This window comes from Mycolicibacterium gadium (assembly GCF_010728925.1).
Classification (GTDB): Bacteria; Actinomycetota; Actinomycetes; order Mycobacteriales; family Mycobacteriaceae; genus Mycobacterium; species Mycobacterium gadium.
This window is the reverse complement of record NZ_AP022608.1, coordinates 5127194-5145473: the sequence shown is the minus strand read 5'-3', so window position 1 is coordinate 5145473 and position 18280 is coordinate 5127194. Positions and strand designations below refer to the sequence as shown.

The 18280-nt window shown below is 63.2% G+C and carries 18 protein-coding genes; 5 read left to right on the top strand and 13 right to left on the bottom strand.

What is annotated here, in order from left to right; all coding sequences use genetic code 11:
• The first annotated feature begins 96 nt into the window (after nucleotides 1-96).
• Both G6N36_RS25515 and G6N36_RS25510 read left to right on the top strand, forming a co-directional pair.
• Nucleotides 97-975 (top strand): DUF4344 domain-containing metallopeptidase, encoded by an 879-nt coding sequence (locus G6N36_RS25515; protein WP_163689523.1) that lies wholly within the window; start codon nucleotides 97-99, stop codon nucleotides 973-975.
• 142 nt (nucleotides 976-1117) lie between these two features.
• Nucleotides 1118-2041: a DUF4436 domain-containing protein gene (locus G6N36_RS25510; protein ID WP_163689522.1), complete on the top strand. Its 924-nt coding sequence runs from the start codon at nucleotides 1118-1120 to the stop codon at nucleotides 2039-2041.
• 13 nt (nucleotides 2042-2054) lie between these two features.
• Here the strand turns inward: G6N36_RS25510 and G6N36_RS25505 are convergent, their stop codons facing one another.
• Complete coding sequence (locus G6N36_RS25505; protein ID WP_163689521.1) at nucleotides 2055-3194, bottom strand: serine hydrolase domain-containing protein; 1140 nt, start codon at nucleotides 3192-3194, stop codon at nucleotides 2055-2057.
• A gap of 377 nt (nucleotides 3195-3571) precedes the next feature.
• On the opposite strand from G6N36_RS25505, the gene G6N36_RS25500 reads away from it, so the two are divergent.
• Complete coding sequence (locus G6N36_RS25500) at nucleotides 3572-4018, top strand: hypothetical protein (RefSeq protein WP_163689520.1); 447 nt, start codon at nucleotides 3572-3574, stop codon at nucleotides 4016-4018.
• Nucleotides 4019-4023: 5 nt separating this feature from the next.
• Here the strand turns inward: G6N36_RS25500 and G6N36_RS25495 are convergent, their stop codons facing one another.
• From G6N36_RS25495 to G6N36_RS25470, 6 genes are all read right to left on the bottom strand, one after another.
• Nucleotides 4024-4800, bottom strand: a complete 777-nt coding sequence (locus tag G6N36_RS25495) for an IclR family transcriptional regulator (RefSeq protein WP_235690169.1) — start codon at nucleotides 4798-4800, stop codon at nucleotides 4024-4026.
• A gap of 2 nt (nucleotides 4801-4802) precedes the next feature.
• Nucleotides 4803-5615 carry a 3-(cis-5,6-dihydroxycyclohexa-1,3-dien-1-yl)propanoate dehydrogenase gene (gene hcaB / locus G6N36_RS25490; protein ID WP_163689519.1) on the bottom strand — a complete coding sequence of 271 codons (813 nt, stop codon included), beginning with the start codon at nucleotides 5613-5615 and terminating at the stop codon, nucleotides 4803-4805.
• A complete protein-coding gene (locus tag G6N36_RS25485; RefSeq protein ID WP_163689518.1) occupies nucleotides 5612-5896 on the bottom strand; it encodes a dihydrodiol dehydrogenase in 285 nt (94 codons plus the stop codon). Before G6N36_RS25485 ends, hcaB begins: the two co-directional genes overlap by 4 nt.
• Nucleotides 5893-6519 (bottom strand): 3-phenylpropionate/cinnamic acid dioxygenase subunit beta, encoded by a 627-nt coding sequence (locus tag G6N36_RS25480; protein ID WP_163689517.1) that lies wholly within the window; start codon nucleotides 6517-6519, stop codon nucleotides 5893-5895. Before G6N36_RS25480 ends, G6N36_RS25485 begins: the two co-directional genes overlap by 4 nt.
• Nucleotides 6516-7943, bottom strand: a complete 1428-nt coding sequence (locus tag G6N36_RS25475; protein ID WP_163689516.1) for an aromatic ring-hydroxylating dioxygenase subunit alpha — start codon at nucleotides 7941-7943, stop codon at nucleotides 6516-6518. Before G6N36_RS25475 ends, G6N36_RS25480 begins: the two co-directional genes overlap by 4 nt.
• 94 nt (nucleotides 7944-8037) lie before the next feature.
• A complete protein-coding gene (locus G6N36_RS25470) occupies nucleotides 8038-8733 on the bottom strand; it encodes a class II aldolase/adducin family protein (RefSeq protein WP_197746615.1) in 696 nt (231 codons plus the stop codon).
• Between the two features lie 1121 nt (nucleotides 8734-9854).
• Between G6N36_RS25470 and G6N36_RS25465 the strand changes: the two genes are divergently transcribed.
• A complete protein-coding gene (locus G6N36_RS25465) occupies nucleotides 9855-10496 on the top strand; it encodes a TetR/AcrR family transcriptional regulator (RefSeq protein ID WP_163689515.1) in 642 nt (213 codons plus the stop codon).
• A gap of 185 nt (nucleotides 10497-10681) precedes the next feature.
• Here the strand turns inward: G6N36_RS25465 and G6N36_RS25460 are convergent, their stop codons facing one another.
• Together G6N36_RS25460 and G6N36_RS25455 are read right to left on the bottom strand one after the other, a co-directional pair.
• Nucleotides 10682-11191 (bottom strand): hypothetical protein, encoded by a 510-nt coding sequence (locus G6N36_RS25460; RefSeq protein WP_163689514.1) that lies wholly within the window; start codon nucleotides 11189-11191, stop codon nucleotides 10682-10684.
• A 2-nt stretch (nucleotides 11192-11193) separates the two neighbouring features.
• A complete protein-coding gene (locus G6N36_RS25455) occupies nucleotides 11194-12513 on the bottom strand; it encodes an amidohydrolase family protein (RefSeq protein WP_163689513.1) in 1320 nt (439 codons plus the stop codon).
• A 224-nt stretch (nucleotides 12514-12737) separates the two neighbouring features.
• Between G6N36_RS25455 and G6N36_RS25450 the strand changes: the two genes are divergently transcribed.
• Nucleotides 12738-14231 carry an aldehyde dehydrogenase family protein gene (locus G6N36_RS25450; protein ID WP_163689512.1) on the top strand — a complete coding sequence of 498 codons (1494 nt, stop codon included), beginning with the start codon at nucleotides 12738-12740 and terminating at the stop codon, nucleotides 14229-14231.
• A gap of 31 nt (nucleotides 14232-14262) precedes the next feature.
• On the opposite strand, the gene G6N36_RS25445 is transcribed toward G6N36_RS25450, so the two are convergent.
• Genes G6N36_RS25445 through G6N36_RS25430 form a run of 4 tightly spaced genes read right to left on the bottom strand, consistent with a single transcriptional unit; the run spans nucleotide 14263 to nucleotide 18211 of the window.
• Nucleotides 14263-15441: a thiolase family protein gene (locus G6N36_RS25445; protein ID WP_163689511.1), complete on the bottom strand. Its 1179-nt coding sequence runs from the start codon at nucleotides 15439-15441 to the stop codon at nucleotides 14263-14265.
• Nucleotides 15441-15875 carry a Zn-ribbon domain-containing OB-fold protein gene (locus G6N36_RS25440; RefSeq protein ID WP_163689510.1) on the bottom strand — a complete coding sequence of 145 codons (435 nt, stop codon included), beginning with the start codon at nucleotides 15873-15875 and terminating at the stop codon, nucleotides 15441-15443. The genes G6N36_RS25445 and G6N36_RS25440 overlap by 1 nt, the downstream gene beginning before the upstream one ends.
• Complete coding sequence (locus G6N36_RS25435) at nucleotides 15868-17292, bottom strand: aromatic ring-hydroxylating oxygenase subunit alpha (RefSeq protein ID WP_163689509.1); 1425 nt, start codon at nucleotides 17290-17292, stop codon at nucleotides 15868-15870. The genes G6N36_RS25440 and G6N36_RS25435 overlap by 8 nt, the downstream gene beginning before the upstream one ends.
• A gap of 16 nt (nucleotides 17293-17308) precedes the next feature.
• Nucleotides 17309-18211: an SDR family NAD(P)-dependent oxidoreductase gene (locus G6N36_RS25430; RefSeq protein WP_163690899.1), complete on the bottom strand. Its 903-nt coding sequence runs from the start codon at nucleotides 18209-18211 to the stop codon at nucleotides 17309-17311.
• Nucleotides 18212-18280: the final 69 nt, after the last annotated feature.

Genomic DNA, 18280 nt, shown 5'->3' with positions numbered 1-18280 from the left:
CTATCCCGATTCAACAAATCAGCTGGTCACCATTTACTTCGCACCCAAAATCTGCGACTGTGTCAATTTCGGGGGGTCGCAGCTAAGGGGTAAACCATGCGCAGTCGAATTCTGCCGCTGTTGGCGGCTGGCTTGATCGTGGCCGGATGCGGCAGTGCGACGACCGATGAGGCCAACGCTCCTGAAACTCCGGCAGCCGCGGACACGTCGGTGAAGGGAAAGGTCGACGAGAACGGTGCCCCGGAGGCGCCACCCGCAGACGGCGCCGGCGGAACGATGATTGTCACCTACGAAGACGCCGACACGCCCGAGGCGCTGAACGGGAAGAAGATTCAGCAGGCAAACCGGATGCTCGAAGACCTCGCCGACGACATAAACCAGACGCTCGTGCTGCCCAACGACATCACGCTGCGCGGGGCGCAATGCGGTGTCCCGAACGCATATTGGAGCGAGAGCGAGAACGCCATCACCATGTGTTACGAGGACACCGACTGGTCCATGGCGGTTTTCACGAACGCGGGCGACGCCGATCCGCTTCAGTCGGCGCTTGGCTCCGAGTACACGACGTTCTATCACGAGACCGGCCACATGGCGATCAGCATCTATGACCTGCCGGTCACCGGGCGCGAGGAGGACGTCGCCGATCAGGCCGCCGCCTACTTGCTCTTGACGCCAGGGGACGACGGAACGGTCGATCCGGAGTCGGTGCAGTCCGTGAAGGACTTCGCACGCGCGTTCGCCGCACTGGCAGAAGTCCAAACCGAGTTCACTGCCGAAGACATGGCCGACGAACACTCGTTGAATCTGCAGCGGGTGTACAACATGGACTGCTGGATCTACGGATCCGATCCCGAAGCCAACGGCGATTTGGTCGGCAACGGACAACTTCCCGAGGATCGCGCAGCGGGGTGCCCGGCCGAGTGGGAGCAGCTCGACCAAGCCTGGTCGACGTTGCTGGAACCCCACTGGAAATAGAGCTATCCATCCTACGAACCGTGATCTTGATAACTCGCTGGTAGTCGGTTTGCAGACACCAAGGTGAACATTATTGACATTGGCGTAGACGGCTGTGTTCAAAGCAAGGACAGAACCGTCTAGCGGCCCTAGCATTCCGTCCGTGGAACCCCAGAGGCCAGAGGCGCCAGAGCGCCAGGCAAATTCGCGCCACGGTACTCCCGAGCCCAAATCGGGCCGGCGCGTCGGAACCATCGTCGGCGTCGTCGCGGTGGTCCTGCTGGCCTACTTCGGCACGCTGTTCGCCTACTGGTGGCTGTCGGGCTCGTCGACCGAGTTGGGTCCCGCCGACACCGGCGACGGATCCGAAACCGTCGTCCTCGTGACGGTGAAGGCCTTGCGCACCGTCGACTATCAAGCCGACGTCAAGGTGCTCGTCATTCCGCAGGATGACCTCACCGACGAACGTCTCGAGGTGCTCAACGCCGACATATCGGTGCGGTTGTTCCCGTGGAACACGTTGGGCGACTTGAGCTTCCCCGCAGGTGAGGCACCTGCGGAGAAGACCACCACCCTCGACCTCAACGGTGACGTGAACAACTGGCCGTTCGACTCTTACAAGAGCGAGCCGATCAGTGCCACGCTACTTGTCGGATCGGGTGAGGAGCGGCAGTTCATGCCGGCCCGCGTGGAGGTAGAAGGCTCGCTGCAGGGCTGGGATATCACTGCCGACGAGGTTGCTCCGGGACCGCAGACCTCGGGCACCGACGAGGCGATTCAGGTGACGATGAAGCGGTCACTCGGCCCGCTGGCATTCGATCTCGGCATCTGCATCGTGTTGATCACGCTGCCCACGTTGGCGATTGCCACTGCCCTGCAAGTGATCACGCGACGGAAGGCATTCCAGATGCCGTTCCTGACGTGGTACGCGGCGATGCTGTTCGCGGTTGTGCCGCTGCGGAACATCTTGCCGGGAGCACCGCCGCCGGGTGCGTGGATCGACGTCGGCCTGGTGCTGTGGGTCCTCGTCGCCTTGGTGACGGCGATGTTGATGGCTGTCATCTCCTGGTGGAAACAGGTCGACTAGAACCGATTAGGCCTTATTCCCAGATGTCCTGTAGCTCGTCGGCGATCGCCACTGGGTCCTGCGTGTCGGTGTTGCAGGTGACGGCGATGGATGTGTGCCGGTCCGCACTGACGCGGAATGCGCTGACGAATCCAGCCCAGGAGCCGTCGTGGTCGAGGCTGCCGTCGGGGTAGACGAAGATGCCGGCGCCGTAACGGTCCCCGTCGCCGGAACCGGTGTCTGCGGCCCCTTCGACCTGCTCGTCGAGCAGACGCTGGCCGCCCAGCTTGCCGGTCCGATAGTTATCGGCCCACCGCACCAGTTGAGTGGGTGTCGTTTGGATGGCGCCGTCACCGACCTGCTCCCATGCGGAATTCGAGACGGTGTACTCGGAGGTGTCCTCGTCGAACCCGTAGGACAGGGCCTTGCCCGGGATCGAGCTGCCGGCATCCATCGCCATGGCTAGATCAAGCGGCTTGAAGACCTGGGCGCTCAGGTAGGCGGGCAAGGGTTGGCCGGAGACCCGCTGGACGATGTCGGCCAGCAGCAGGTAGTTGGAATTCGAGTACTCAAACTGGTCGCCGGGTTCGAAGTCCAAATCCTGTACCTGGGTGAGGATCTGCAGCGCCTGTTCCTGCGTCGTGCGGTCGCTGTATTGATAGCCGGCGTCTTCCAGCAGTCCGATGTAGTCCGGGATTCCGCTCGTTTGATGCATGACTTGGCCGACGGTCACGGTTTCGGCCCACGCCGGGAGTCCCGGCACCACGGAGGCCAGGGTGTCGTCGAGCGAGAGCTTGCCCGCGTCCACCAACAGCAGGACCGCAGTGGCGGTGAATTGCTTGGACACAGAAGCGATGTCGAAGACGGTGCTATGGGTGATCTCGGCGCCGGTTTTCAGATCGGCGAGACCACGGACTCCTTTCCAGACCACCTCGCCGTCGACGCCGACCGCGGCGGAGCAGCCGGGCTCGTCAAGCTTGATGGCGCCGTTGAGTACGTCCTGGCTGCGGGCCGCGGATTCGTCCGGCGCGAACGCCGCGGTGGCGGCGTTCCTGTCGTGGGTTCCCGGCGCCGGCGCGAGTGCGCTGCTGCACGCCCCCAGGAGCAGTGCAACGACGACAAGCCGAATCGTAAGCTGTCGCTTACGGGTCGCCCCGGCGCAACGAGTCACCATGGCTACCTCCCGCGCCGACAATATATCCACGTAACCTGCGTGACTGCTGTACGAGCGAAACACCGAGTACGAGATCGGCCAGCAGGCAACGGGATTGGACGACGAGCTCTGTCCGGACCACACGATCACGCGCTGACGTTGATCCGAAGCCGAACGTCAGCGATCCCGACGACACGTTGCTGACAGCTCGGACCCCTCGCTAGTCACAGGCGTATCGCCGGTCACAACTGCCACCGAAAACACAGGAAGCGCGGCCTTTTCGCAGGTTTTGTTTGAAATTCTCCGATTTCGGGGAATTCGCCATCGGGTAATGGTGTGATGGACATCACCGTCGATGAATTCATTTGGACCCAGGCATCCATGTGAAGGGGGGAACGATGGACCCAATTTTGGGGCACGCGTGGATCGGGGCGATAGCCATCCCACTGGCGATAGTGATGGCCATCGCGTTCGTCTTGGAGCAATACCAACAGCGTCAAGATCGCGTGGACGGCGTGCTGCTGTCATGGGATGACCTGCGGTTGACCCGCAGTCTTCTCATCGTCGGTTCAGGCCGTGACGCCGAGCGATATCCCGTCGGCGGGCTGAGCGCGAAGGTCGAGGTCACTCGCTCGCCCGGTCAGCCCGACGACGAAGTCCACCTCGTCATCAAGAACGCAGGGGCCGACATCCGCCGCAGGCAGCCGTACTCGTACGGTGCGAGCGGGAACGCGCAGATGTTCGCGATCAAGCTCAACATGCTCGGCGGCCACCCCCGCAAGGCGTCCGACGCCTCGGCCGCCGGCGTCGTCGATGGCCCACGCTCGGATCGCCACGCCGCCTGAGCACCCTACGTTTTCAGTAGCTGCGCCGCATCGTCGACCACGCCCATCACGATCTCGCCGATGCGACGCTTGCCCGTCGGGCTCATCCGTGGACGCGGTATCGCTGTGCTGAAGGCCAGGTGCGGCAACCCGTCGCGAGCGGGAAACGCGACCGCAATCGACGAGACATCCGCCTCGCTCTCCTCAGAGCTGCACGCATAACCGCGCCGCCGGATCTGCGCGAGCTCTCGCAGCAATCCGGCTTTGGTCTTGATGCTGCGGTCGGTGAGAGTGACGAGTTCTTCTGTCGGATAGAGCTTCTCGATTTCAACGAGCGACAGCCCGGCGAGCATCGCCTTTCCGGACGCGGTCGTACTCGCGGGCAGCGCCATACCCACCCGTGAAGCGGTCCGTGCCACCTTCGAGCCTTCGATCGCGTCCACGAAACAGACCGCCGTGTTGTCGAGCATGGACAGATGCACCGTCTCATCGAGCGTGGAGCTGAGCTTCTCCAGATACGGGCGCAGCGGCGCCAAGAAGTCGAGACGACGGGTGATGGAGAAGGCAATCTTCGTCAGCGCGGTGCCTGCGGTGTAGATCTTTGTCTTCGGGTCTTGTTGGACGAAACCGCGATAGAGCAACATCGCCAACATTCGGTGGGCACTCGAGGATGCGACACCGAGGTAGTCGCTCACGTCGGTCAACCGAAGTTCGCCCCGTTCCGCGAGGAGTAGTACCACCTTCAGCGCGTTGTCCACCGACTCGATGGGGTATTGCGGCATCGGTCCGCTGGCGGTTGTCACGATCACATGACCTTGCTCGGCGATGGACTGGGCCCGAGCCCGTACCCGCCGTCGGGATGCAAAGTGTCCCCGGTGATTCCGCGTGCACGATCAGAAGCCAGATACACAAAGCACCAGGCGTGATCTTCGGCGGTCAACGCGACGTTCAGTGGAGTTCGGGCCTTCAGAGCACTGGCGCGATCGGGATCGTCACCGAGTCGAAACTCGCTCTGGCCCAACGCGGTCAAGCCTCGCAGATCGGTCTTGACCGTGCCTCCCGGCGCGACACCGTTGACCCGGATACGCGGCGCCAATTCATAGGCGAGGCTGGCGACCAAACCGCGGACCGCGAACTTCGACGACACGTAGAGAACCCCGCCGCGTCCGGGATAGAACGAGGATGCCGACTCCGCGAGCACTACCGACGATCCAGTCCCGCGCTGCAAGGCCGGGACTGCCGCCTTGACCGACTGCAGATGGCTCAACACGTTGACTCGGAACATCTCGTCGAAGGCCGCGTCGAGGCGGTCCTCGGCGATGTCGGTCAGGCCTTGGTAGAAGTCGAACACGCCCACACAGTTGACCAAGGTGTCCAGTCCCCCATACGCGTCGACGGCGGCGTCTACGCCATCGACGTTGGCGGCCCTCGTCGTCGCGTCGCCCTCGATCACGGGTGCGTCGGGGAGTTCGTCGCGCAGGGCGCTGCACTTGTCGGCGTCGCGTTCCAGCGCCACCACCTGCGCGCCCTCACGGCGAAACGCGTCCACTACGGCGCGGCCGATACCGGATCCGGCTCCGACGATCAGCGCGCGTTTGCCGTCGAGCCATCCGGTCATCGGTCGCCCTCGCCGTCGGGGACCAGCGGCGCGTTGGGGTTGCTGATCATCGCCTCGAGTGTGGCCGTGTTCTGCCACGTCAGGGCTTCCACCTCCAACGCGTCCAGGGTTATCCAGCGCCCCGTGCGGGGTGACGTGATGAGAAGCCGTGTTCCGTTACGGGTCTCGATGCGGTGGACCTCGGTGGCACTGAACTCGTTCGCGATGACGATCGGATCGCCGACAACTGCGTCGAGCAGACTCTGCGGCACTGCCGATGTCCGGTCGTCTCCGGCACTCATAGAAAGATCGCCAGGTTCTGCATGCGGATGACCGATTCGTCGATGAAGATCGTGCGGCGGGCGATTTTCCAGCGGTCCCCTTCGCGCCGCAGCAGATCTTCACGGCCACACGACGCGGTCGCGGCTTCGTTGACGTCGCCGCGGCTGCGGAACAGCAGCTCGGCCGAGTCGACGATCAGGTGGTCGTCCTTGTCGGTCGCGAAGGTACGCACGTTGGTGATGTAGTGCCGCAGCCGAGACGGCGGATCCTCCGTCCACGCATGCTCGGTGCGGAACCGGGCCACCCGGCGGCTCAACGAGTACTTGTTCTCGTCGAAGTGAGCCATGCCCGGCGACGAGTCGTACCCGGTGCCCAACGCGGTCGAAACCCGCACCGGCATCACGTAGTGCACATCGTCGGTGAACAAGTCCAACCACTCGCCGTACGCCTGGGCGTCGAGCAGGTAGGCCTCATCGACGAGGAATTGGTGGGCGCGCAGGTGGCGCTCATCGTTGAAGGGCAGCGTGCTTCCGACGCGACGGTCACGCGCCGCGTGGTCGCCGAGTACCGACTGCTCGGAGTACGTCTCGCCGCGCCCGAATCGGCGGAATCCGCCGGCTCGATCATGCTGCGGCGCAGTCATACCCGCGCTCCATCGGCAACCGAAAGGGTTGCCGTCTGGACCAGTGGCTCGATCCCGTCGGCACGTGTCCCGACCGCCACCGTCGACGAGGGCGCGACCGGACGCTCCAGATGGTCGGCCCACAATCGCAGCAGAGCACGCTGGTTGGCTTCGTTGTAGCCGACCTGCGCTGTGCCTGGGCCATGAAATTCGTTGGGCAGCAGGCGCTTTCCGACAGGTGTATCGTCCTCCAGCAGCCCCATCCGACTGTTGAGCTGCAGACGCCGCGCCATCGAACCCGCCGCGGTGTTGGTCAGCGACACCCAGTTCTCGACATCGTCCTGCTCGAACATCCCCGTCGAGCCGAAACACATCAAATACGCCTTGTAGGAGTTCTTCTTGAAATCCTCCGGCGCCGCCGAGTCGACCGCGAACCAGGAGTAGACCTCGGTCTCGTGTGCGCTGATCGGTTGCCACGTCCGTAGCGAGATGAACGGCAGGACAGCGTCACCGTCCTCCACTTTGGGCCAGTTGTGCACCAGGCTCATGTTCGGGAAGCAGGACGCCGCCGAGATCATGAAGCCGTCGCCACCGACCAGCAACTGCTGATCCGAGGACCAGATCTGTTCGACACGCGCGATCATGTCGTCGGTGTAGCCGACGTAGCGCATCCGCTCCCGGAAATCGCCGGGCGGCAGCTTGTAGGTGGTGCCTCCGCCGACCCCGGCCCAGTAGGTGGCGCCGTCCTTGCGCTTTTCCGCTTTCGGCTCGCGGAACAGCCCGATCTCCACCACCGACGTGTGCGTCTGCGGCGTGTGATACATGTCGCCGGCGAAGTTCTCGGCGCCGATCTTCCAGTTGGCGTTGATGCGCCATCGCTGGGGACCGCGGACCTCCAAACCGGCCGGGCTCTGCCTGGAGTAGTAGTCGAGGTAGAACCGGAAGTCGCCGAGATAGTCCTCGAGGGGTTCGGCGTTGGCGTCCAGGCTGATGAAAATCAGTCCGTTGTAGCTGGCGAGGCTCGGGGCGGGCAGCAGAGTCTGACCGCGCTTCTTGAACCCTTGCTCACCTCCATAGGCCTCGTGATGAAACGGCAAGCCGAGGATGCGTCCGTCATTGCGGTACGACCACCCGTGATATGGGCACCGGAAGTTCGAGGCGTTGCCCATCTCCGCGCGGCACACCTGCATGCCCCGGTGCAGGCACATGTTGAACATCGCTCTGATCTCGCCCTTGGAGTCGCGCGCGATGACGAACGAATCGTCGAGCACGCGCCTGACCACGTAGTCACCTTCGAGCGGAACCTCTGACTCGTGTCCGACGAATATCCAGGACCGGCCGAAGATCCGCTCCCGTTCGAGGGCGAAGATCTCGGCGTCGTTGTAGATGTGGGCAGGGATCATGCCCCGGCGCACTGCAGCCAGGACATCCTCGAGGTCGGCCATCGCAATCCTCCAACCGGGCGGTTCTCCGGCAGAGAGTTCTCTGACAGACAGAAAGCCATCTCCGCCAGTTAGAGGGATTCTCTACACCGGAGCGCTAGTCAAGGATGCTCGGACGACTCTTGCGAAGCAGATACTGATATCCGGCGTCGAGTTGCTTCTGGTTCCACGCTTGTTCGCGCTTGAACGCCGACTCTGCAGGGTCGGACCAGATAGCCGGCCCCCCGGCGGACATCGCCATCAGCTGGGTACGACAGGCACGTTCGAGCAGGACGGCGTGCATCACCGCGCTGGCGACGTTCGGCCCGGCGACGGCAGCGCCGTGGAACGGCATCAAGATGGCCGGCGCACCACCGAGTTCGGCGGCCAGTGCGCTCCCGAGTTCTCGACTGGCAATCAACGCGCCGGTGACGGTGAAGCGCGGTAACCCGGCTTCGAAGAGGACGCCGTCGTGGGATATCGGGCGCAGCGGCACATCGAGGGACGCGAAGGCGGCCAGTGTCGGGGCGTGGGTGTGCACGACACACTGCACCTCGGGTCGGGCGGCCATGATTTCGGTATGGATCGGATACTCGATGTGGCGCGGTCCGTTTCCGGCGGCGACGTCACCGTCGGGCGTCACGAGAGCGACGCGGTCGGTCGTCACCTCGTCGAACCCCCACCCGCTGGCCTTCATCCAGACGCCGCTGCCGTCGGGATCCCGCACCGAAGCGTGCCCCCACACCATGTCGGTGAGGCCGTGCGCCGCCAGCGCGGCGCTCGCCGAAATGACTTCTGCTATCGGATCGTCCACGGCGTTCCCCTCGTCTCATCCGGTCCATGCACTCCCGATTGTGGTACTAGGACTGGCGAACGCGCGGGAACACTGCCTCGCGGCGCCGTGCGTTGCTTTGTTGCGACTGGACAATCGCGCCCGAGTTGTTTGGTCTAAAAAGCAGCACTATCGTTGTGCGACTAGACAATTGGGCCCGCGATGTTTGGTCATGAAGAGGCTATATGCTGCCGAGCGTGGATGTCAGTGCGGGCATAGCGAGCATCGGTCGAATTGGCGGGGGGCGTCGTGGCGTGTGCTTGTGAAGAATCAGGCCAGCCGCTCTGCGGCTGGTGCGAGGACGCCATCGGGCAGGATCTACCGTCCTCACACCACAAGTGCCTGAACGGTTACTGCTCGTAGCCCTGGCCATGGAAACCCGAGTCTTTCGGTTGGCTGGATCGCTTTCGCAATGCTGCCTTCGTCCCAGTGACTCTCGTGCCGCGACCGAACAGGCGATTCAAACCTGTCAGGCTCCCCCGTAAGGGGCCTTACCAGGGTGGCAGGTGCGTACAGCCGACGGTCGCGATGCCGTCGTCGATCGAAAAGGCAAGAGGCGCCGATCTCGACATCTTTGCGCTCGAGCGTGCCGAACGGCGGATGACGCGAGAGGTAGCCGGCCGATAACTGCAGCGGTGTCCTCCAATCGTGCTGTCTCGGTGATAGCCGCAGGTCGCGCGGAGTCTCTTCGTGTGCTTTCGCGTCGTCGCAATCGGCTTTTCTCCAGGTCAAGAAAACTTCTGTACGGTTTCGATTCCCGTCAGCCTCCGCCAGCTGAAGTCGCCTCACGCCGCATCGGACGAGTTTCGGCAAATCGCATGACCATTCTGGACGGCCATGTGCAGTAGCTCGGAAATTTCGGCTAGCCATTGACGGCCATAGAACAGTGGTCATACGCTTTTTCGAGCCATGTACGGTGGCCCATTGGGGCTAGGAGCGAAGTTGGGACGTCGACGCACGTGAACACGATCGCACCCGCCGTCATCGAACGTGACGGCACATGACATTCCATCGCATCGCTGCGCGCACCGTGAAAATCTCTACTGGGATTCACCGGTCCAACCGCACGAGGGCGTGTCGCGGCGAAACGCTCATAACCGCAAATGCGTAGTCGTGGCTGGGCGGGCGCTACGCCCTCCTCGGACGAGGAAGCGATCGGACGCATTCTGGATGCGGTGGATGAAGTGCTCGGCGAGCACGGATCGGTATTGCGCCTTGCAGACGTCGCCCGCAGGCTCGGGGTGACTCGGCAGACGGTGTACCACTACTTTCCCAATGCCGACGCGCTTCTCATCGCCAGTGCGATGCGCGCGGTCAACGGATTCGTGGACCAGGTTGTAGAACGCGTCCGCGGACTCCACGACCCGGTCACCGCGGTCGTGGAAATCATTTCGTTCGCAGTAGAAAACCTCACCGGAGATCCACAGTTAGAGAGCCTTCTCACCCGGCGACCCGATGCAGAAGCTGCGACCTCGCTAACGTCCGATACGGCAATCGCCTTCTGTCTCTCGGCTTTTCATCGGCTCGATGTCGATTGGGAGCTCCATGGGTTCGACGCCGCAACGCTGACGCAGCTCACCGAAATGACCTTGCGCACGGTTCAGTCCCTCCTCACCGATCCCGGAGAGCAGCCGCGCGAGGGAGTTGCACTGCGCCGTTTCGTTGCGCAATGGCTGGGCCCTGCGATCCTCCATCCACGAACGAGATCGTTGTCGGTAGACGGATACGACCCAAAACTTCGGTAGGGATGGGGCCTTCCCGGGTCCCACTGCTTGCCCCTCGCTCGCCGCGGTATCTCAGCCGGAGCGGGCCCGGTGGGGTTTCCCTGCGACGACGAGTACTCGTCGCAATACAGAACTGCGTTGTGTTCATATCCCACAGCCTCACCCGCGGCGACCGTCCACTGTCGTCGGTAGCGCCTTGCATCCCATTAACCCACTGGGTTTTCCGCACCGATTCGCGCTGCCAATCGGCGGAAATGTTCGCTTCCACCGACCGTCTCGATCTGCAAGTCCCCTGCCTGGACCGCACACCTTTTGAACGCACTGGCGGCGCTGCCCAAGCTGTATAGGAATCCGCCGCCGGCGGCGGCATCGTCCGGACCGCCGAGTCCGGTCAGCATGACATCGGCAGCCCCAATCGCCGAGGCGGCCGCGACATATGCCCCCACCCTGCGATTCTCGGCGTGAAGGCTCGCAGTGACAACCAAGACCGTCGGAAACGATGCGTATGCGTGGAGCAGACTCTCGAGGTCGCGACACTTTGCGCCGAGAATTTCAATTGCGATCGAGCATGCGTCGTCCTCTGTGTAGACGGTGACGTCCCAACCAGCAGCTGCGCGGTCGAATATGAGGCCGCCGGCATACTGCACCGCGGCTGAAACGCTTTGCGCCATAACACCAAGGGTGTATCTGACGGTCGAGTTGATTGGCGCATGCATGGTTACGACGAGGACGTGCCCCCAGTCATAATCGTCGCCATTCGCTTCCGCATCTCGCCGTAGGTGAGTGCCTGGATACCCGGCTTCGGAATGCGATCGACGTCGACCTTCGGGGTGGACAGGTCCTTATCCGCGACCTTCGCGCGTAGCGCGGCAACGGTGCAGGCTTCTCGACCAAGCCGTTCGACACCGGAATAGCCAAAGGCGTTCGCCGCATTACGCCAGGAGATCGCCTCGATTTCATCGTGACTGCACCCCTCGAGTTCTTCGGCGAGCTGTTCGGGGGCATCGGGCCAACTCGAGTCCGAATGCGGGTAATCCATTTCCCAGCATATGGTTTCGATACCGATACGGTGCCGATTTTCTATGCCGACGCGGTCACGGATGAAGCAGGACAGGAAGTTCCGACGAAACACGTCGGTAGGAGTGTTGCCATCGCCGAGGTCGTCACCGGTCCAGGCGCGCTGCCGGCCGTAAATATCCTCAAAACGCTCTAACAAGAACGGGATCCATCCGATACCGCCCTCCGACAGGGCGAACTTGATACTCGGGAACTCCTTGACAACGCGCGAGAACAGCAGATCAGCGGTGAACCTGCCGGTGTCCAGCGCCAGCATTGAGTTGTAGGCGAGGTAGCTGGTTTGGTCAGAAGGCACGGGCATTCCGCCGCCGGTCCCGATGTGAATGTTGACCACTGTGTTGTTCTCACAAACTGCTTCCCACAACACGTCCCAGTGAGGGTCTTGCCATGGCGGCTGGCCGTAATTGCCGACGTGCTGGGGCACCGTTACCGCGCGGCACCCAAGCGAAGCGAGCCGCCGCACCTCGCTCGCGGATTGGCCCGGATCCCACAACGGGAGAATTCCCATCGGGATGAAGCGGTCAGGATGCGCACCGCACCAATCCTCGATGTGCCAGTCGTTGTAGGCCCTGACCATCACCGCCGAGACCTCGCGCTCGCCCCGATAGGTGAACAGCGCACCCGAAATGGTTGGAAACGAGGGAAAGCACACTGAGGCGAGCACTCCGCAGGCGTTCATGTCCTCGACCCGGGCGTCGACGTCGTAGCAGCCTTTGCGCATGTCCTCGAATCGAGAGGGTTCGAAGCCCCACTCGTCGTTGGGGCGGCCCGCCACCGCGTTCAATCCGATGTTCGGCAGCTTGATACCGTCATAAACCCAGGCCACCGAGCCGTCGGCGTCCTCGACGATGCGCGGTGCGTCGTCCGCATAGCGTGCGGGGACCCGCCCGGCGAACATATCCGGTGGCTCAACCGTGTGGTCATCCACGCTGATCAACACCAAATCGGATGGATCGACCATCACAAAACTCCTTCATTTACGCGGTCTTCGCGCTGCGGGTTGCCCGCCACGTAGCATCATCGTCGAGCGCATGACGATACAGTCAGACATATTATGTTCAATTGAGACGAACTACAACGATGTCTACCGAATCTGTTTCTTGTCCGTTATCAGCAGTATTCGGCGATTTCTCGACGCTCCTAAATGTGTCACACTCATACATAGCTTGTTCTAGTGTTCTATCTATGACCACTCTTTCCATCCGTTCCCAGCTCGACTCGGCGACGCTACCTCCGGCGAGGATGCTGATCGACGGGCAATGGATCGACGGCGCTCTTGACCCGGTCCGTCATCTGCACCCAGCCACCGATGAGGTGGTCTTCGAGGCGCCGGGCGGGGACGCACAAGCCGTCGACGCTGCCGTTACCGCCGCACGCCGTGCCTGTGACGAGGGTCCCTGGCCGCGTATGTCGGGACGGGAGCGTGCGCGGTACCTGCGCCGTATTGCCGACGCGATCCGCGATGACGCCGACAACCTGGCGGCACTTCTGTCACTGGACAACGCGACACCTGTGGCGTTCGTCGGCTACTACCAGATGGGCGCCGAGTATCCAGCCGACCTGTTCGACAGCTACGCCGGCTGGATCGACAAGGTCACCGGTGAGACCTTCCCGCAGTGGGAGGCCGACCAGCCGTTCGTTTTCACCACCCACGAACCTGTCGGAGTCGTTGGCCTGATCACGCCGTGGAACGCCCCGCTGGGGTTGATGAGCCAGAAAGTGGCGCCCGCCCTGGCCGCCGGGTGCACTGTGGTTGCGAAGCCCTCGGAGATGGCGCCATTGACCAGTCTGCGCCTCGGCGAGTTGATTGCCGAGTCCGATCTGCCGCCCGGGGTGTTCAACGTCATCACGGGCGCGGGTGCCGATGTCGGCACTGCGCTGGTCGCAGACCGTCGCGTGGACAAGGTGTCTTTCACCGGCAGCCGTGCAGTAGGTGGACAGATCGCGTCGGCGATGGGCGCGCGGATCGGCCGTGTCTCACTGGAACTCGGCGGTAAGAGCCCGGCGGTGGTTTTCGCCGACAGCGACATCGGCCTCGCGGTCGCGATGGCCGCCGGCAACGCCTTCCTCGGTCTGTCGGGTCAGGTCTGCGTGTGCCAGTCCCGCATCCTCGTCGAGCGCCCGGTCTATGACGATGTCGTCGCTCAACTCGTCGGATTCGCCGCCGCCGCGAGCTACGGCGATCCGTTTGACCCGACTGTCACTGCGGCGCCGATGATCAGCGCCGCGCACATGAAGCGCGTGAACGAACACATCGACCATGCCGTGAAAGACGGCGCGGGGGTGGCGGCAGGTGGGACCCATCGCCCTGCGGGCGCGCCCGACTCGGGCAACTTTGTGTCACCAACCGTGCTCGTCGACGTCGAGAACAGCATGGCTGTCGCCCAGGATGAGATCTTCGGGCCAGTGCTGTGTGTGATTCCGTTCGACTCCGAGGATGAGGCCATCCGGATCGCCAACGACACCGAGTACGGACTCGGCGCGGCGTTGTACACCCGGGACGTGAGCAGAGCTATCAGAGTCGGTGCAGCGCTCCGGGCGGGGAACGTCGGTGTCAACACCTGGACCCTGCAGCCTCACGCACCTTTCGGCGGAGTCAAACAATCGGGCCTGGGCGCGGAGAACGGCCGAGCCGGAATCATGGAGTACCTCGACACGAAAACGACGTTCATCCGCTGAACGACAACGGCGGACGCGAAGTAGTGTCCTGTCAAGGTCGCCGGAGCAGCATCATGGTGGTACCGCTGTTGGCGCCACCGACACCGCACGCGGCGAGCTGCGCATCGGTTACCTGACGGGCACCGCCCTCACCGCGAACTTGCACACACGCCTCGTGCAAATGGCCGAAGCCGTGCAGCCGGCCGCCCGAAAGTTGGCCCCCCGCGGTATTGATCGGCAACTCACCGCCGAGCGAGAAGCGCGTCGGATCGGCGATCCAGTCCCCTGATTCGCCGTATCCACAGAATCCGAAATCCTCGAGGAAGCATAGAACAAACACACTGAAGCCGTCGTACAGCGATGCGTAGTCGACATCACTGGGCGCGAAATCGGTTCTCTCCCAGAGCGTCGACCACCGGGAGTTCAACCGACCGATATCCTGACCGCCCTCGAAAAGGAACCGGTCGTGGTGGGCGCAATCGAGCGCCTCGACGACGACGCCAGGGTGGTCCAAAGCGGACGCGTGCTCTGCGCGTGACACCACGAATGCGGTCGCACCGTCGCACGCGATGTCGCAGTCGTACATACACAGCGGGTCGGACACCATTCGCGAGTCGAGATATGTGCTCAGATCGATCGGTTCGCTGTAGACCGCCTTGGGATTGAGCTTGGCGTGCGCCCGCTGGACGATCGCGATCTGACCCAGCTGCTCCCTGGTCAGCCCGAATCGGTGCATCCGGGAACGGATCTGGAGCGCAGCGAGGTTGGCCGCCGCCGCCCCGTACGGCAATTGCCAACCGAGCTGACCCGTCGCCCGTGATCCGGGCGCCACTCCGTAGCCGCGCCGACGGTCAGCTCCCTGTGCCGTGCCCTCCCAGATGCTCCGCCAGCACAGGACGTGATTCGCCATACCGCCGGCCACGGCGAGCATGGCATCGACGACGGCGCCGAGCTGGCCGGGGTATTCGACACCACCGGCCACCCAGTTCGGTCGAATGCCGAGCGCATCGTGGATCTCGCGTAGCCCCGCGCCCGAGAAACCCTTGCCGGCCATCGACGCACCTGGGTAGGTCGTGAGCCCGTCGATGTCGGCCAGCGTCAAACTCGCATCCTCGACCGCCGCCAGACACGCATCGACGGTGAGCTGCAACGGATCCCGGCCCAGTCGACGCCCGATGTCGGACTGGCCGATGCCACTGATGATGACCTCGTTGGTCAAATTCGAATGCATCAGCGCTCCGGAGCGAACAGGGGCAGGTGAACGGTGTCCCCTGCTGCACCGTCGTCACACCTCTCGAAGGTCACCCGCACCGGCATGCCGACAGCGACATCGCCGGGGGCGACATCGATGAGATTGGTCAGGACGCGCGCGTGAGGATCTTCGACCGGGTTGACGAAGGCGATGACATAGGGCGTGGGGACGCCGGGAAAGAACGGATGGTGATTGACCGTCCACGACTCGACAATCCCGCGACCCGACATCGCCACCCACTCCGGCGTGGCATGGTCGAATTGGCAGCGCAGCGCCGGGGGATGAATGACGCGCTCGCATTCGGGGCACTGTTGTAGCCGCCAGACACCCTCGGCTCCCGATGTCCAGTACGGGCGGTTGAGCTCCGATAGCGCGGGCAGAGGTCGGCCGCTGGACGCGTGCTCGTCAGGCACCGACCGCCCCGTCATCGGCCGCGTCGTCGACACCGAAGATGAAGCGATCGGCAATCGCGTGTTCGTTGCGGATCGACATCTCCTGCGCGGTATTGAGCCACAGACCGTCGAAGCCCTTGGAATGCAGGCCCGCGTGGATGGCTCCAATGTTCTTGAGGTCCTGGGTTGGAAGCTCGCCCCACCCGTCGTGGTCCTGCCAACGTTCGAATTCCAGCCAACTGGTCTCGGGGACCTCGCCTGGCGCGAAGTGCTCCAGTGAGAACATCTCGAAGACGCACCGGTTCGGATCCTCGGCGTCGGGCAGCATCCGATATCCGAGGACGCAGGATTTCTCGACCAGAATCACCAGAGTCGGAAACACGTGCCAGTCTCCGTTACCCGCGAAGTACTGCTCCATGGTCATCTTCGGAAAATCGACGCCCTCGGCCAGGGCGAGTTCCTCGCACATCTGGTGATAAAGCACAAAGGGTGGGATCTCGCTGGGCTCCATCGTCGCAAGCTGTTGCGCCACGCGATAATCGCGTTCGGTGGCCAGTGACCGTACTTCGAGGTAGTTGTACTGCATCGAGTTGGCGAAGACCTCTGGGCGGGCCGCTTGCTCCTTGCGCGCGCTGTCCTTATTGCCGCTGTCCGGTCGCGCCGTGTAGATGAATCGGGAGTGGTTGCGATACGCGATCGTCGGCGTGTATGGCGCGTAGACGAATTCCTGGGGCGGCGCCGGCTCGGTCGACGGGCGCGGGCCCTGCGTCGCGCGCAACGTCTGCGGATGCGTGCCCGGTGTGTGGTAACCCTCGATGAACGCATCGATCACCGTCTTGTAGTTGGCAGGCAGGAACGTCCGTTTGCGCCAGCGGAAACGCATGTCCTGCAACCGGAAAGGCGCAAGGGCGGTTGGTAGCGGATCGAGCCACTCCAGGAGATCCGGCGGATCCTCGGCCATGCTGACGAACACCCAGCCTCCCCAAGTGCCCACCGCGACCGGCCGCAGCGACCACTGTTCACGAGGACGATTGAGAAACTCGTCGCGTGAGGGCACGAACGACGAGCGGCCGTCGAAAGCGTACCGCCACCCGTGAAATTCACACCGGAGCTCGCCGTCGGCGGCGCAGCCCGTTCCCCGAACGACTTTCATCCCCCGGTGCGTGCAGGCGTTGTAGAACGCTTTGATGCTCGCGTCCTTCTGCCGCACCACCATGATCGACTGCCTGCCGATCGTGTACTCGTAGTAGTTGCCGGGTTCGGGAATCTCTTCCTCGCGGCAGGCGGGTTGCCACACCTGTGTGAAAAGCCGATCGAGTTCGAGCTTCAGGAATTCGGGATCGATGTAGCGGCTCTTCGGGACGAACGTTTCACCGCAGGCGTACCGAGGTGGCACCTTCCCTGCGGCTTCCTGGGTCCCGTTGTCGATGGTCGTCATCGCGTGTCGCTTCCGATCAGCTGGCGGGGGGCTTGTCGAAGATGTTCGGGGACACCGAGCCCTTGAACGACGCCTCGATCTCGGCGAACGCTGTCGGGATGTCCCAGGTGCCCGATGCGGATACGATCTCGCGTTCGAAAACCGGGTTGGTCATCAGGCTGATCCGCCCATTACCCGCGAAGATGATTCGCCTGTTGAGCCATTCCGACTGCTCGCTGGCCAGGTAGATCACCGGCGGCACAACGTTTTCCGGAGCCAGCCGCTTGTTCTCCGCCGAGTAGTCCAGACTGCCGCCGCCCTTGATGCCCTGGGTCATCCGCGTACCGGCGATCGGAGCGATGGCGTTGCTGCGAACCCCGTACCCCGCGAGTGCGTTGGCGCACGAGTATGTGAGTCCGACGATGCCCATCTTGGCCGCGGCGTAGTTCGGCTGGCTGGGCGCGCCGTGCAGCCCGGACATCGACGTGAAGTTGATCAGGCGGTACTGACCACCGCGGTTCTCCCGCCACCACGTAGCCGCGTGGCGAGTCAGGTTGAAAGTCCCTTTCAAATGCACCGAGATGACGGTGTCGAAATCCTGTTCGCTCATCTTGAAGATCATGTTGTCGCGGAGAATTCCGGCGGCATTGACCATGATGTCGAATCCGCCCAGCGTCGACGCTGCACGGTTGATCAGCTCCTCGCAGGCACCGTAATCGGTGATGTCAGTGGTGTCGGAGAAGGCCTTGCCCCCGCGCTCGTTGATCGCAGCGGCAACACTTTCGGCCGGACCCGCATCGTGGCCGCTGCCATCGACCGCGACACCGGCGTCGGACACCATCACGGTGGCCCCTTCGGCTGCCAACCCCTCGGCAACAGCCGCTCCGATCCCGCGACCGGCGCCGGTCACCAGCGCCTTTCGTCCGTCCAGGACTCCCATCATCGACTCCTCACCGAATCACTCAACGACCAGCATACAGAACACATGCACACAATTTGTATAGCTGTA

What these genes read in the sequence shown, in the direction of transcription:
- G6N36_RS25450 (WP_163689512.1), top strand. Translation starts at nt 12,738, where the DNA reads ATGACCACTCTTTCCATCCGTTCCCAGCTCGACTCGGCGACGCTACCT.
- G6N36_RS25505 (WP_163689521.1), bottom strand. Translation starts at nt 3,194, where the DNA reads ATGGTGACTCGTTGCGCCGGGGCGACCCGTAAGCGACAGCTTACGATT.
- G6N36_RS25435 (WP_163689509.1), bottom strand. Translation starts at nt 17,292, where the DNA reads ATGACGACCATCGACAACGGGACCCAGGAAGCCGCAGGGAAGGTGCCA.
- G6N36_RS25455 (WP_163689513.1), bottom strand. Translation starts at nt 12,513, where the DNA reads ATGGTCGATCCATCCGATTTGGTGTTGATCAGCGTGGATGACCACACG.
- G6N36_RS25475 (WP_163689516.1), bottom strand. Translation starts at nt 7,943, where the DNA reads ATGGCCGACCTCGAGGATGTCCTGGCTGCAGTGCGCCGGGGCATGATC.
- hcaB (WP_163689519.1), bottom strand. Translation starts at nt 5,615, where the DNA reads ATGACCGGATGGCTCGACGGCAAACGCGCGCTGATCGTCGGAGCCGGA.
- G6N36_RS25445 (WP_163689511.1), bottom strand. Translation starts at nt 15,441, where the DNA reads ATGCATTCGAATTTGACCAACGAGGTCATCATCAGTGGCATCGGCCAG.
- G6N36_RS25480 (WP_163689517.1), bottom strand. Translation starts at nt 6,519, where the DNA reads ATGACTGCGCCGCAGCATGATCGAGCCGGCGGATTCCGCCGATTCGGG.
- G6N36_RS25515 (WP_163689523.1), top strand. Translation starts at nt 97, where the DNA reads ATGCGCAGTCGAATTCTGCCGCTGTTGGCGGCTGGCTTGATCGTGGCC.
- G6N36_RS25500 (WP_163689520.1), top strand. Translation starts at nt 3,572, where the DNA reads ATGGACCCAATTTTGGGGCACGCGTGGATCGGGGCGATAGCCATCCCA.
- G6N36_RS25485 (WP_163689518.1), bottom strand. Translation starts at nt 5,896, where the DNA reads ATGAGTGCCGGAGACGACCGGACATCGGCAGTGCCGCAGAGTCTGCTC.
- G6N36_RS25460 (WP_163689514.1), bottom strand. Translation starts at nt 11,191, where the DNA reads ATGCATGCGCCAATCAACTCGACCGTCAGATACACCCTTGGTGTTATG.
- G6N36_RS25465 (WP_163689515.1), top strand. Translation starts at nt 9,855, where the DNA reads ATGCGTAGTCGTGGCTGGGCGGGCGCTACGCCCTCCTCGGACGAGGAA.
- G6N36_RS25430 (WP_163690899.1), bottom strand. Translation starts at nt 18,211, where the DNA reads ATGGGAGTCCTGGACGGACGAAAGGCGCTGGTGACCGGCGCCGGTCGC.